Source organism: Bradyrhizobium sp. B097 (assembly GCF_038957035.1).
GTDB lineage: Bacteria > Pseudomonadota > Alphaproteobacteria > Rhizobiales > Xanthobacteraceae > Bradyrhizobium.
The window spans coordinates 7,737,900-7,751,765 of the sequence record NZ_CP152412.1 but is presented as its reverse complement, the minus strand read 5'-3'; the positions used below and the strand labels follow the sequence as shown (position 1 = coordinate 7,751,765).

The 13,866-nt window shown below is 66.9% G+C and carries 13 protein-coding genes; 9 read left to right on the top strand and 4 right to left on the bottom strand.

The annotated features are described in order from the left end of the window. Positions 1-67: 67 nt before the first annotated feature. From AAFG07_RS35615 to lpxK, 4 genes are read left to right on the top strand one after another with little or no spacing between them, the layout of a single operon-like run. Positions 68-316: a DUF4170 domain-containing protein gene (locus tag AAFG07_RS35615; RefSeq protein ID WP_342724325.1), complete on the top strand. Its 249-nt coding sequence runs from the start codon at positions 68-70 to the stop codon at positions 314-316. Beyond that, complete coding sequence (locus AAFG07_RS35610) at positions 313-1,026, top strand: lysophospholipid acyltransferase family protein (protein ID WP_342724324.1); 714 nt, start codon at positions 313-315, stop codon at positions 1,024-1,026. Before AAFG07_RS35615 ends, AAFG07_RS35610 begins: the two co-directional genes overlap by 4 nt. Continuing rightward, positions 1,019-2,323 carry a 3-deoxy-D-manno-octulosonic acid transferase gene (locus AAFG07_RS35605; protein WP_342724323.1) on the top strand — a complete coding sequence of 435 codons (1,305 nt, stop codon included), beginning with the start codon at positions 1,019-1,021 and terminating at the stop codon, positions 2,321-2,323. Before AAFG07_RS35610 ends, AAFG07_RS35605 begins: the two co-directional genes overlap by 8 nt. Continuing rightward, positions 2,316-3,338: a tetraacyldisaccharide 4'-kinase gene (lpxK, locus tag AAFG07_RS35600; RefSeq protein WP_342724322.1), complete on the top strand. Its 1,023-nt coding sequence runs from the start codon at positions 2,316-2,318 to the stop codon at positions 3,336-3,338. The genes AAFG07_RS35605 and lpxK overlap by 8 nt, the downstream gene beginning before the upstream one ends. Positions 3,339-3,352: 14 nt before the next feature. Here the strand turns inward: lpxK and AAFG07_RS35595 are convergent, their stop codons facing one another. Beyond that, positions 3,353-3,580, bottom strand: coding sequence for a DUF2093 domain-containing protein (locus AAFG07_RS35595; RefSeq protein WP_016848019.1), 228 nt, complete (start codon positions 3,578-3,580; stop codon positions 3,353-3,355). 186 nt (positions 3,581-3,766) lie between these two features. Between AAFG07_RS35595 and AAFG07_RS35590 the strand changes: the two genes are divergently transcribed. Further along, entirely contained in the window at positions 3,767-4,603 is an 837-nt protein-coding gene (locus AAFG07_RS35590) for a dienelactone hydrolase family protein (protein ID WP_342724321.1), read from the top strand. 1 nt (position 4,604) lies between these two features. On the opposite strand, the gene xseA is transcribed toward AAFG07_RS35590, so the two are convergent. Next, positions 4,605-6,221, bottom strand: coding sequence for an exodeoxyribonuclease VII large subunit (gene xseA / locus AAFG07_RS35585; RefSeq protein WP_342724320.1), 1,617 nt, complete (start codon positions 6,219-6,221; stop codon positions 4,605-4,607). A 165-nt stretch (positions 6,222-6,386) separates the two neighbouring features. Between xseA and purD the strand changes: the two genes are divergently transcribed. Next, positions 6,387-7,664: a phosphoribosylamine--glycine ligase gene (gene purD, locus AAFG07_RS35580; RefSeq protein WP_342724319.1), complete on the top strand. Its 1,278-nt coding sequence runs from the start codon at positions 6,387-6,389 to the stop codon at positions 7,662-7,664. 123 nt (positions 7,665-7,787) lie between these two features. On the opposite strand, the gene AAFG07_RS35575 is transcribed toward purD, so the two are convergent. Continuing rightward, positions 7,788-9,020, bottom strand: coding sequence for an acyl-CoA dehydrogenase family protein (locus AAFG07_RS35575; RefSeq protein WP_021077295.1), 1,233 nt, complete (start codon positions 9,018-9,020; stop codon positions 7,788-7,790). Between the two features lie 119 nt (positions 9,021-9,139). On the opposite strand from AAFG07_RS35575, the gene AAFG07_RS35570 reads away from it, so the two are divergent. Beyond that, entirely contained in the window at positions 9,140-10,045 is a 906-nt protein-coding gene (locus tag AAFG07_RS35570; protein ID WP_342724318.1) for an alpha/beta hydrolase, read from the top strand. 272 nt (positions 10,046-10,317) lie between these two features. On the opposite strand, the gene AAFG07_RS35565 is transcribed toward AAFG07_RS35570, so the two are convergent. Beyond that, a complete protein-coding gene (locus AAFG07_RS35565) occupies positions 10,318-10,764 on the bottom strand; it encodes a nucleoside deaminase (protein WP_224943568.1) in 447 nt (148 codons plus the stop codon). A gap of 141 nt (positions 10,765-10,905) precedes the next feature. Between AAFG07_RS35565 and AAFG07_RS35560 the strand changes: the two genes are divergently transcribed. Both AAFG07_RS35560 and rsmD read left to right on the top strand, forming a co-directional pair. Further along, entirely contained in the window at positions 10,906-13,059 is a 2,154-nt protein-coding gene (locus AAFG07_RS35560; RefSeq protein WP_342724317.1) for a pseudouridine synthase, read from the top strand. 225 nt (positions 13,060-13,284) lie between these two features. Beyond that, complete coding sequence (rsmD, locus tag AAFG07_RS35555) at positions 13,285-13,842, top strand: 16S rRNA (guanine(966)-N(2))-methyltransferase RsmD (protein WP_176529265.1); 558 nt, start codon at positions 13,285-13,287, stop codon at positions 13,840-13,842. Positions 13,843-13,866 lie beyond the last annotated feature (24 nt).

Here is a 13,866-nt window from a genome sequence, read left to right as displayed (position 1 = left end):
TAACGACCAGACTCGTGACGACCACGACTTCATTTGCTTTGCCGGGCATCTCGTTAGGAAAACCATCATGTCAGACAATGCCCAGCCACAGCTGCTTCACCTCGTGATCGGCGGCGAGTTGACCGATCTCGAGCACAACATCTTCAAGAACCTGGACGAAGTCGAGATCGTCGGCGTTTACCCGAACTATGCGACCGCCTATGCGGCCTGGAAGGCGAAGGCGCAAGCGACCGTGGACAACGCCCAGATGCGCTATTTCGTTGTTCACCTCCACCGGTTGCTCGATCCCGAGCAGGACACAAAGCACTCCCATTGAAACGACTTCTTCGCGATCTGCTGCGCAGCGGCTTCGTGCAGCGCGTGCTGGGTGTGCTTGCGGCCGAGTATCTGCGGCTGGTGTGGTACACCAACCGCTTCATCTATCAGCCGCATGACGTATACGGGATCGTCGAACCCCTGATGCCGGCGATCTTCGTGTTCTGGCACGGCCAGCACTTCATGACGCCGTTCATCAAGACCAAGGACAGCTACCGCGCCAAGGTCCTGATCTCCCGCCACCGCGACGGTGAGTTCAACGCGCTGGCGGTCGAGCGGCTCGGCATCGGCACGATCAGGGGGTCCGGCGACCATTCCGGCGCGTTCCATCGCAAGGGCGGCGTCGGCGCCTTCCTGGAGATGGTCCGGACGCTGGAAGACGGCTGCAACATGGCCACCACGGCCGACGTGCCGAAGCGGGCGCGGGTGGCAGGCCTCGGGGCCATCATGCTGGCGCGGGAAACCGGCCGGCCGATCATCCCCTTTGCGATGGTCACCAGCCGATTCATCCGGTTGAAAAACTGGGATTCCACGACCATCAATTTGCCATTCGGGCGCGGCGCAGTGGTAGGTATTGAGCCGGTCTATGTGCCGCCCGATGCCGATGCCGCGACGATGGAAAAGCTTCGGCTGCACGTGGAGAACCTTCTCAACGAAGCGACCCGGCGCGCCTACGCAGCCGTCGGGCGGCCGGAGGCAACGCTTGGCTAGCTCGCTACCGATGACGTTGCGTGTCTACCGCAAGCTGTCGTCTGCGATGGTGCCGCTCGCGCCTGCGCTGATCAGGCGGCGGCTCAAGCTCGGCAAGGAAGATCCCGAACGCGTCGGCGAGCGGCGCGGCGTCAGCGCCGATACCAGGCCGCAGGGACCGCTGGTGTGGATTCACGGCGCGAGCGTCGGCGAGGTGCTGGCGGCAGTCGGGCTGATCGAGCGGCTGCGCGCGCTCAACCTGCGCATCCTGCTCACCTCGGGCACGGTGACCTCGGCCGCGATCGTCGCCAAGCGCTTTCCGCCCGACGTGATCCATCAATACGTGCCGTATGACTCGCCGCGCTATGTCGCGCGCTTCCTCGATCATTGGCATCCGTCGCTGGCGCTGTTCATCGAGTCCGACCTGTGGCCGAATCTGATCCTGTCGAGCGCCGCGCGGCGGCTGCCGATGGTGCTGATCAACGGACGGATGTCGCAGCGCTCGTTCCCGCGCTGGCGCCGGGTCTCCAACACCATCGGGGCGCTGCTCGGACGGTTCGACATCTGTCTCGCGCAGTCGAAGACCGATGCCGAGCGCTTTGCCGCGCTCGGCAGCCCCAATGTCATGGTCACCGGCAATCTCAAGCTCGACGTCGCGGCGCCGCCGGCCGATCCGGCCAAGCTGGAGCGGCTGATGTCGGTGACGCGCGGCCGCGCGATCGTGGTTGCGGCGTCCACCCATCCCGGCGAGGAAGAGCTCCTGATCGAGGCGCACAAATCGCTCGCCGGATTCTTCCCCGGGCTGCTCACGGTGATCGTGCCACGGCATGCCACGCGCGGCGAGGCGGTGGCGCGGCTGGTGACGGAAGCAGGCCTGCGCCCCGGGCTGCGCTCGCACGAGGATCTGCCGGTCGCGACAACAGATATCTATGTCGCCGACACGATGGGCGAGCTCGGACTGTTCTATCGCCTCGCGCCGATCGTGTTCATGGGCGGCTCGCTGGTCGCGCATGGCGGCCAGAACCCGATCGAGGCGATCAAGCTCGGCGCTGCGATCGTGCACGGCCCGCACGTCTTCAATTTCACCGAAGTCTATGACACGCTCGATCGTGCCGGCGGCGCGTGGCGCACCGACGATCTGGAGGCGCTGGTCAAGCAGCTCGGCCAGTTCCTCGCCGATCCCGCGGCGCGCGATACGTCGCTTGCGGCCTCCGAGCGCGTCGTCGAACAGCTCGGTGGTGCGCTGGAGCGCACGGTGACCGCTCTCGAGCCTTATCTGTTGCAGCTGCAGCTCGAGATGGGAGCCGCCAATGCGTGAGCCGGCCTTCTGGCACCGGCCATCGTCTTGGACATCGGAATTGTTGAGGCCGCTTGCCGCGCTCTATGGCGCGGTCGCCGCGCGGCGGATGCAGGGCTCCGGCGTCGATGCCGGCATTCCCGTGATCTGCGTCGGCAATTACCATGTCGGCGGCGCCGGCAAGACGCCGACCGTGCTGGCGCTGGCGAAACTGCTGCGCGAGCTCGATGAGCGACCGGTGGTGCTCAGCCGCGGCTATGGCGGCAGGCTTGCTGGGCCGGTCAAGGTCGATCTTGACCACCACACGGCGGCCGATGTCGGCGACGAGCCGCTGATGATGGCGGCGACCTTGCCGGTCGTGGTCTCGCGCGACCGTGCCGCGGGCCTGCCGCTGGCGCGCGCGCAGGACGCAAGCGTGATCCTGATGGATGACGGCTTCCAGAATCCATCCGTACTCAAGGACACCTGCCTGATCGTGATCGACGGCACGCGCGGCGTCGGCAATGGCCGCGTCATTCCGGCAGGACCGTTGCGCGCACCCCTGTCGCCGCAGCTGGAACGCACCGATGCGCTGATCGTGGTCGGCGAGGGGAGTGGCGCGAAGAAGATCGCGGCAGATGTCGCGTCCCGTGGCAAGCCGGTGTTGTCGGCGCATCTGAGGCCCGATGAGGCCTCATTGAGTGCGTTGCGCGGTCAGCGCGTACTCGCCTTCGCCGGCATCGGCGATCCCGCGCGCTTCTTCGACACGCTGCGCGCAAGCGGCATCGACGTCGTGCGCAACACGGCGTTCCCCGATCATCATGCCTTCGCGAAGGATGAGATCGAACAGCTCGTTGCCGATGCGAGAGGTGACGCTTTGGCGCTGGTGACGACGGAAAAGGATCTGGCGCGGTTGCGCGGACCGGCCGGGATGCCGGCCTGGGCGCAGGCGATCGTGCCGTTCGCGGTGACGCTGCAATTCGAGGATGCTGCCGCACTGCGGCGCCTGGTGGCCGATCAGCTGTTCAAGGCGCGGACCAGGAGGCTGCGCACATGAACCCAGTCTTGAGCTTAAGCCTGCGGCTTGAGCACGCCGGGATGGTGGCGCTGCAGCACGGCGGTCGGGGTGGCGTAGGCTTCCTGCAGGTCGACACTCCAGTACTTCAGCTCGTCGAGCGGGATCCGGACGTCGGTGATGGCACAACGCACAAAGGTGCCAGGCGAGATCACGCGGAAATCGCCGTCGAGATATTGCACTTGCGCTTCGCCATGGCCCGAGGGACCGAACTTGTTCAGCACGTTTGAGCTCTCCGCCTTGCCTCGCACGAGGCCACCTGGATATTTATCAAGCCATCTATCACAGATAGGGGGTCATGTCCGCCCGTTAAACCACCGACTTGTGATGATTTGGCGGCAGACGTGCATGGTAGCGTTGCAGCCGTGGTCCGCTGTGTTTGCGGCGCCATAACGAGCCGGCCGGATCGGATGCGCCTCAAGTCAGTTTTCATGTGCCTCGCCATGCTTGCCGTGCCGGCCGCGGTGGCGGCGGCGCCGCTTCCGGCCCCGCATCAGGTCGAAATTCCCGAAGGCAATGTCACGCTGCACGCGCAGCTCTACCGGCCTGATGGCGATGGCCCGTTCCCGACGGTCATCGCGCTGCATGGCTGCGGCGGTCTTGCCGGCCGCTCCGAGCCAGTGCTGCCGCGCTATCGCGACTGGGCCGAGCAATTGCTCACATCGGGCCACGCGGTGCTGCTGCCGGACAGCTACGGCTCGCGCGAGCTCGGGCCCCAGTGCCGCATCAGGGAGCATCAGGTCCAGACCCGCCGTGCGCGGGTCGCCGACATCAACGCCGCGCGGCAATGGCTGGTGCAGCAGAAATGGGTGGCGAAGAGCCGCATCAGCCTGATCGGCTGGGGCAATGGCGCGGCCGCCTTGCTGTGGGCGGTGCGGCCGCAGATGTGGTCGCGCAACGTCGAGCCGGATTTCCGCTCGGCGGTCGCGTTCTATCCGGATTGCCGCACCTCGTCAGGCCTTGGCTGGAGCGCGCGGGTGCCGACGCTGGTCCTGATCGGCGCGCGCGACGATGTGACGTCATCATCGGCCTGCCACCAGATGGTCGACGGCGCGCGCGGCCGCAGCGCGCTGGCGCGGATCGTGGTCTATCCCGAAGCCTACCACGATTTCGACCGCGCCAACCTGCCGCTGCACGCGGTCGCGGCCTCGTCCGATGTCGACATCACGGAGCCCGGTCACATCGGCACCGATGCGAGCGCACGCAAGGACGCGCAGAAGCAAGTCGCCGAGTGGCTGGCGCGCTAGTCTAGAACAGGCTGCCCTGATCGACCGGCTTGGTGACGCGCTTTGGCGCCGCCGGTTTCGCCTCGCGCGGCTTCGGCTGGCTCTCCGGCGTCGCCGTCGCCGCGGGTTGGTCGGCATTCGTGGTGGCGGCGACGCGGCCGTCGGCGAACTCGATCGACAGGTTGGCGTTCGGGCCGACCGCCGCGGCTGAATGCAGTGCGTGTCCCTGCGCGTCGCGCACCAGCGTAAAGCCGCGCGCCAGCACGCCGCGATAGGACAGCGCCGACAGCAGCTGGCTGCGATGGGCGACCCGCGCCTCAAGCCGCTGCAGCGTCGTCAGCAGCGCGCGGCGGGCGCGCTCGGCGAGGCGGTGGGTGCGCTCGAGGTCGCGCGCGATCGCGTTGCGCTGGGCCTTCGCGTTGGCGAGCTTCGAGGCCTTGAGCCGGATCTCGAGCCCGCTGAAGCGTTCGCGCCGGCGATGCAGCAGCGAGCGCGCCGACAGCGTGATGCGTTCGCCCGAGACGGTCAGCCGCTGCCGCGCATGCGCGACCTGGCCGCGCAGCACGCCGATCGTGAGGCGCGAGCTCGACGCGGCAAAGCGGCGGAAATGCGCGTGCGTATTGGCCTTCAGCCCGCGCGGCAGCCCGGCCGCGAGATGATCGAGCCGTTGCCGCGGGATCGCCAGCAGTTCGTTCGCCGCAGGCAGCGCACGCGCGGCGGCACGCAGTTCGTTGCGGCGGGCCTCCTGGCCGCGCTGCCAGCACACCATGGTGCGGCGGGCGAGCGCTGTGACCTCGACGAACAGCTCGCTGCGCACCGGCACTGCCATCTCGGCGGCCGCGGTCGGCGTCGGCGCGCGCTTGTCGGCGACGAAGTCGATCAGCGTGATGTCGGTTTCGTGGCCCACCGCCGAGATCAGCGGGATGTGGCTCTCGGCCGCGGCGCGCACCACGATCTCCTCGTTGAACGACCACAGGTCCTCCAACGAGCCGCCGCCGCGCGCGACGATCAAGAGATCAGGCCGCGGGATCCTGCCGCCCTCCGGCAGCGCGTTGAAGCCGCGGATCGCGGCCGCGACCTGCTCGGCGGAGCCGTCGCCCTGCACCTTGACCGGCCAGACCAGCACGCGGCGGGGAAAGCGGTCCTCGAGGCGATGCAGGATGTCGCGGATCACGGCGCCGGTCGGCGAGGTGACGACGCCGATCACCTCGGGCAGCCAGGGCAAAATCTGCTTGCGGGCCTCGTCGAACAGGCCCTCGGCCGCCAGCTTCTTCTTGCGCTCCTCCATCAGCGCCATCAGCGCGCCGACGCCGGCCGGCTCCAGCGAGTCGATGACGATCTGGTACTTCGAGGAGTTCGGATAGGTGGTCAGCTTGCCGGTGGCGATGACCTCGAGCCCTTCCTGGGGCTTGAAGCGCATCCGGGCATGGGCGAACTTCCAGATCACCGCCTCGATCTTGGCGCTCTCGTCCTTGAGGGCGAAATAGCAGTGGCCGGAGGAGTGCGGGCCGCGGAAGCCGGAGATCTCGCCGCGGACGCGGACATGGCCGAACCGGTCCTCCACCGTCCGCTTCAGGGCGGAGGAGAGTTCCGAGACGGTGAATTCGGGCGCGTTGACGAGATTCGGAGCGGCGGTCATCTGGCCTATAGAATCGGGGTTTTCGCCCCCGTGTGCAAGGTCCGGACGCCTCGTTTCAAGCGTCGAATCACATATCCACATCTGATCGAACCGCTTCTTGCTGCGGTCGGGGAGCGTGCTAAACCGGACGAAATGGCGTTACAACCCCTTTAATCGGCGACACAGATGAACATCCTCCTGCTCGGTTCCGGCGGCCGCGAACATGCGCTGGCGTGGAAGATCGCCGCATCCCCGCTGGTGACCAAACTCTGGTGCGCGCCGGGCAATGCCGGGATCGCGCGCGAGGCCGAGTGCATCGCGCTCGATGTCGCCGACCATGCCGCGGTGATCGAATTCTGCCAGCGCAACGCGGTCGATCTGGTGGTGGTCGGACCGGAGACGCCGCTCGCCGTCGGCATCGTCGATGACCTCGCCGCGGTCGGCATCAAGGCGTTCGGGCCCAGCAAGCAGGCTGCGCAGCTCGAGGGCTCCAAGGGCTTTACGAAGGACCTCTGCAGCGAGTTCAACATTCCGACCGGTGCCTATCGCCGCTTCGACAATGCGAAGGACGCGGTGGCCTATGTCCGCGCCCAGGGCGCGCCGATCGTGGTCAAGGCCGATGGGCTCGCCGCCGGCAAGGGCGTCGTGGTGGCGCAGACGCTGCCCGAAGCCGAGGCGGCCATTGCGATGATGTTCGAGGGCGCGTTCGGCTCGGCCGGCGCCGAGGTCGTGATCGAGGAATTCTTGTCGGGCCGCGAGATCAGCTTCTTTGCGCTGTGCGATGGCGAGACCGCGATTCCGCTGGCGTCCGCGCAGGACCACAAGCGGGTGTTCGATCACGACAAGGGGCCGAACACCGGCGGCATGGGCGCCTATTCGCCGACGCCGTTCGTGACATCAGAGGTGCACGACCAGATCATGGCGAACATCATCCTGCCGACGGTGGCCGGGATGAAGCGCCGCGGCACGCCGTTCAAGGGCGTGCTCTATGCCGGCGTGATGCTGACCGCGCAGGGCCCAAAGCTGTTCGAATACAATGTCCGCTTCGGCGATCCCGAGTGCCAGGTGCTGATGCTGCGGATGATGTCGGACATCGTGCCGGCGTTTCTCGCCTCCATCGACGGGCAGTTGAAGAATTTCGATCTGCGCTGGTACCCGGACCCGGCGCTGACGGTGGTGATGGCGGCCAAGGGCTATCCCGGCGACTACATCAAGGGCACGCGGATCGATGGCCTCGATGACGCCGCCAAGGTCGAAGGTGTCGAGATCTTCCACGCCGGCACCGTGGCCAAGGACGGCGCAATCCTTGCCAACGGAGGTCGGGTGCTGAACGTCTGCGGGATGGGTACGACGGTCACCGAGGCGCGCGACCGCGCCTATCAGGCCGTCGATCGCATCAAATGGCCCGAGGGATTCTGCCGCCGCGACATCGCCTGGCAGGCGGTGGAGCAGGAAAAGGCCTAGCTCGCCACGTCATCGCGAGGAGCTCGCGACAAAATTGCAAAGCAATTTTGCGCTGGGGCGACGAAGCAATCCACTTCTCCGCTTGTGGAGAGATGGATTGCTTCGCTGCGCTCGCAATGACGGCTACAGCAAATCCCCACCCGCCGCGCTCGCGGTGGTGCCGTGCTCGCGGAACGCCTTGATGACGTTCTTGCCGATCTTCCACTTGTGCACCTCGTCCGGGCCGTCGACGAGCCGCTGCGAGCGCACCTGGGTGTACCATTTCGCCAGCGGCGTATCCTGGCTGAAGCCGAGCGCGCCATGGAGCTGGATCGCGGTGTCGATCACCTTGTGCACCATGTGGGCATGGAAGATCTTGGCGATCGAGTTCTCCTGGCGGATGTCGAGGCCCTTCTCCGCCTTGTAGGCGATGTGCAGCAGCATCAGCCGGCCGATATAGAGCTCGCTCGCGCAATCGGCGAGCATGAACTGCACCGCCTGGCGGTCGGCCAGCAGCTGGCCGAAGGTCGAGCGCTTGGTGACGTGGGCGGCCGCCATGTCGAGCGCGCGCTGCGCCTTGGCGACGTTGTGCATGCCGTGGCGCAGTCTGCCATAGGCGAGGCGGTGCTGGCCCATGTTGAAGCCGTTGCCCTCGCCGCCGAGCAGGTTGTCGGCCGGCACCTTCAGATCCTTGATCTCGATCTCGGAGTGGCCGCCGTGGATCACGTCGTCATGCGGCCCCTCGATCGCCATGTTGGCGACGTTGCGCTTGATGCGGTAGCCGGGGTTGGGCAGCTCGACGATGAAGGTCGAGTATTGCTTGTGGCGCGGCGCGTTCGGATCGGTCTTCGCCATGACCAGCGCGAGGTCGGCGACGCTCGCCGACGAGGAGAACCATTTCTCGCCGTTGAGGATGTAGTTTTCGTTGCCGTCCTTGACGGCGGTGGTCTGCATGCCGGTGGCGTCGGCGCCGGCGGCCTTCTCGGTCATCGAGAAGCAGATCCGCTTCTCGCCGTTCAACAGCGGTTTAAGGAATTTCTCCTTCTGGTACTCGGTGCCATGCGCCAGGATCGTCATCATCGAGGCATCGTCCGGCCCCTGCGTGTTCATCGAGAGCGCGCCGAGCATGCTCTCGCCGAGCTCCATCTGCACCAGCGCATTCGCCAGCGGGCCGAGGCCCATACCGCCATACTCCTTCGGCACGAACGGGCACCACAGGCCCTGCGCGCGGGCCTTCTTCCGCAGCGGCGCCAGCACCTCGGCAAGCGGCTTGGTGTCGAGTTCCTTTTCCGCCGGAATACACTCGTCGTGCACGAATTTGCGGACCTTCTCGCGGATCGCCTTGGCTTCGGCGGGAATCTCGAAGTCGATCGACATGGCACTTCCTCGTTTCATGTTGTTGTTGGTTGGGCTTGAGGATGGCATAAACCTCACCTGGGCCAGCGGCAACGCCGAACAAAGTTTGAAGCACGGCGCACGCGACCGGGGAGGTATCGATGCCTGATCTCGCTGATCTTTTTCCCGGCTATGAGTCGAAATGGATCAACACCGCGCAGGGCCGCATCTTCGCCCGTGTCGGCGGCAAGGGTCCGCCGCTGCTGTTGCTGCACGGCTTTTCCTCGACGCATGTGATGTGGCATACGGTGGCGCCGAAGCTTGACGACAGGTTCACGCTGATCATTGCCGACCTGCCGGGCTACGGCTGGTCCGACATGCCGGACAGCGACAAGGACCATACGCCCTATACCAAGCGGGCCTGGGCCAAGACCATGGTCGAGGCGATGGAGCAGCTCGGGCATGTGCATTTCGCACTCGCCGGTCACGACCGCGGCGGCCGCGTCTCATACCGCCTCGCGCTCGATCATCCCGGCCGGCTGTCGAAGCTCGCGGTGCTCGATATCGCGCCGACCTATGATTACTGGCAGAAGCTCAATCGCCTTTCGGCGCTGAAGATCTATCACTGGGCGTTCCTGGCGCAGCCCTATCCGCTGCCGGAAACGCTGATCTCCAACAATGGCGAATTCTTCCTCAAGGAGAAGATGGCGAGCCAGACCAGGACCAAGACGCTGGAGGCCATCGATCCGCGCGCGCTCGCGCATTACCTTGCGCCGTTCCGCGATCCCGCCCGCATCCACGCGATGTGCGAGGACTACCGCGCCGGCGCCTATGCCGACTTTGAGATCGACAAGGCCGACGTCGATGCCGGCAACAAGATCACGATCCCGATGCTGGCGTTGTGGGGCGATGCCGGCGTTGCCAGCGCGGCAACCACGCCGCTCGACACCTGGAAGACCTGGGCAACCAACGTCAGCGGCGCGCCGGTGGCGTCAGGGCATTTCCTGCCCGAGGAGGCCCCGGACGCGACGGCGAAGCTGCTGCGCGAGTTTTTCCTGGCGGGGTGATGCGGCGCGCGTACCGTCGTCCGAAGAGACCGTGAATGTATGACTCTCGATGACGCAACACACTCGATGTCGTCCCGGCGAAAGCCGGGACCCATAACCACCGAAGGTCATTGTTGCACGACGCTGGGGCTACAGCTTTCTAACGACTCAACCCTGTGGTTATGGGTCCCGGCGTTCGCCGGGACGACGAGGGGAGAGATTGCGCTGCATCCCCGTCACCCTGAGGAGCGCGGAACGCGCGTCCCGTTGGCTCCATCCGGGCTACTGGTTCGTCACCGCCGCTCCCTGAAGAACTCGCGCAGGAGGCGCGCCGACTCGGTCTCGCCGACGGCGCCATAGACCTCCGGGACGTGGTGGCAGGTCGGCTGCGCGAAGAACCGCACGCCTGACTCGACCGCGCCGCCCTTGGGGTCGGCGGCGCCGTAATACAGCCGGCGGATGCGGGCCAAGGAGATCGCGCCGGCGCACATGGTGCAGGGCTCCAGCGTCACGTAGAGGTCGCAATCGACCAGCCGCTCGGTGCCGATGGCCTCTGCCGCCTGCCGGATCGCCAGGACTTCCGCATGGGCGGTCGGATCGCGGTCGGTCAGGGTGCGATTGCTGGCGGTGGCGATGATCTCGTAACCCCGGACAATCACGCATCCGATCGGAACTTCGCCGGCTTTTCCGGCGTTTTCGGCCGTTTTCAGCGCCAAATCCATGAAAGAAGGGGCTGACATGCCTCGTATCATCGGAAGAAACCTGCTAGTAGCTTCGCCTTCAGCAAAAGTGGATGCCGGTTTTGCGTCAAATGCGCTGCCAACAGGGCGCGTACGCCCGGCTGCCCTTGCACCCCAATTGAACGTCCAGCGAGATTATTCATGCCCCGCGACAGCGACAAAAACAACGATTCCCGCGGCCGGCGTGATCGGCCCGGCGGTGGCAAGGGCCGCGCCGGCGGCGGCAAGGGCCGCTCCGGCGCCGCCCGCGGGCCGGACAAGAAATTTGCCAAGCGCGGCTTTGGCGACAAGAAGTTTGCCGGCAAGGGCGATGGCGAGAAGCGGCCCTATCGCGGCGATCGCGAGGACCGTCCGCCGCGCCGCGAGTTCGGCGACAAGCCGAGGTTCAACCGCGATGACGCCCGTGGCGATCGGCCATTCCGCGATCGCCCGGCCCGAGACGGCGATGGCGAGAAGCGCACGTTCAAGCCGCGCGGCGACCGGCCGAGATTTGATCGCGGCGGGGATGGCGAAAAGCGCTCGTTCAAGCCGCGCGAAGACCGCGGCGGCGAAAAGCGGCCCTACACGCCCCGCGGCGACCGTCCGAACTTCAATCGCGACGATCGCCCGCCGCGGCGCGATCGCGATGATGCGCGCCCGGCGGGGCGGTCTTCCGATCGGAAGTTCGGCGACCGGAAGCCTTACGCGCCGCGCGAGCGTGACGGAGAGAAGCGGCCCTATACGCCGCGTGGCGAGCGATCGTTCGGCGACCGTCCTTCGCGCGATGGTGACCGGCCCGCACGGAAATTCGGCGGCGACAGCAAGTTCAAGCGCGGTGCGGCGGATCGCGGGGGCGATCGCGGCCCGCGCAAGGATTTTGGCGACCGGCCGCCGCGCGGCGAATCCAAGCCGTGGCAGAAGCGCGAAGGCGGTTCCGATCGTCCGGAGCGTGGTTCGCGTCCGTTCCGCGACGGCCCGCGCAATTTCGACAAGCCGCGTTACGACAGGCCGCGCGACGATCGCGGCGGCGGTGAGCGGCCGCGGTTCTCGCGCTCCCGCGACGATCGCGAGCAGGGCGATCGTCCGGAGCGGCCGAAGTTCAGCCGGCCGCGCTGGGAGCGCGACGAGGCTGGTGGCGACAGCCGCCGGCGCGAGCGCCCCGAAGGCCGCACCGACTGGCAGGAGCATCCGCGCAGCGAAGGCCGTTTCGGCGATCGGCCGCGCCGCGACAATGAGAACGACAGCAAGGTCTTTGCCAAGCGCCCGGCCTTCGGCGGCCGGGGTGCCTATCGCGAACGCTCCTACGATGACCGCCGCGAGCGTCCCGAGCCGAAGCCGAAGAAGGCGGGCGAACGTATCGCCAAGGTGCTGGCGCGCGCCGGCCTCGCCTCGCGCCGCGATGCCGAGGAGATCGTCACCCAAGGTCGCGTCACCGTCAACGGAAGGGTGATCAACTCGCCGGCGCTCGATATCACCGAGAACGATGTCGTGGCGGTCGACGGCAAGCCGTTGCCGCCGCGCGAGCGGACGCGGCTGTTCATGTATCACAAGCCGCGCGGGCTGATGACGACGCACGCCGACCCCGAGGGGCGGCCGACCGTGTTCGACAATCTGCCCGAGGGCCTGCCGCGGCTGATCTCGATCGGCCGGCTCGATTTCAACACCGAGGGCCTGCTGCTGCTGACCAATGACGGCGGCCTGGCGCGGACGCTGGAGCATCCCGACACCGGATGGCTGCGGCGCTACCGCGTGCGCGCGCATGGCGAGGTGACGCAGGGGCAGCTCGACCAGCTCAAGGACGGCGTCGAGGTTGACGGCGTCAAATACGGGCCGATCGACGCGACGCTGGAGCGCGACCAGAGCGCCAATGTGTGGGTGGTGTTCGCGATCCGCGAGGGCAAGAACCGCGAGGTGCGCAACGTGATGGCGCATCTCGGGCTCGAGGTGAACCGGCTGATCCGGATCTCCTACGGCCCGTTCCAGCTCGGCGAGCTCGAGGAGGGCAAGGTCGAGGAGGTCAAGACGCGGGTGCTGCGCGAGCAGCTCGGCGAGAAGATCGCCAAGGTCGCAGGTGCGGACTTCACGCGGCCGGAGCAGCGCGAAGCTGACGGCGGCGACGATGCGCCCGCCAGGAAGCCGAAGCCCAGCAAGCGCGAGACGATCAACGATCGCAAGGGCCGCCGCGTGCTGGTGCAGCGCACCGGCAGCGAGGAGGCACGCGCCCGCAACGAGGACGAGGCCAACGGCTACGGCCCGCCGCGCCGTCCCAAGCGCGGCTATCACGGCAAGCGCGATCTCACGCCGAAGGACGAGTAGAGCGGTCGCGACGATGGATAAGTCGGCTTCGTTCGCTTCGACGCGATCAACGTTCTTTCCGTTCCCTCCCCCCTTGTGGGGGAGGGGCAGGGAGGGGGGTGCCACGCGGGTAGTCTGCCCGTGGGGCACCCCCTTCCCCAACCTCGAGAGCGAGCTTCGCTCGCCTCGGACCCCACAAGGGGGAGGGGAGCCGACTATCCGTGCTGAAGCAGTGTGGGCACCCTGATGCGCGTCGTCGGGGGCAGGCTGAAGGGCCGCAATCTCGCGTCGCCGTCGGGCCGCGACATCCGTCCGACCGCGGACCGCCTGCGCGAGTCCGTATTCAATATCCTCGTCCACGCCTACGACAATCCGATTGAGGACGCGCGCGTGCTCGATCTGTTTGCCGGCACCGGAGCGCTCGGCATCGAGGCGGTGTCGCGCGGCGCGAAGTTCACGCTGTTCGTCGACAACGGCGCCGAGGCGCGAGCCTTGCTGCGCAACAATGTCGAGTCGCTCGGCCTTGGCGGGACCACCAAGGTCTATCGCCGGGATGCCACCGATCTCGGACCTGCGCATCCGGTCGAGCCGTTCTCGCTGGTGTTCCTCGATCCGCCCTATGGCAAGGGGCTCGCCGACAAGGCGCTCGCCTCGCTGCGCGACGGCGGCTGGCTGACGCCGGGCGCGCTGCTCGTCGTCGAGGAGGCGAAGGCCGCGGCGTTCGCTGCGCCCGAAGGGTTCGAGGAGCTCGAGCGGCGCGCCTATGACGACACGGAGTTCGTGTTCCTTCGCGAAAAAGTGTAGGGGCGCATGGGTGTCAGCGTCATC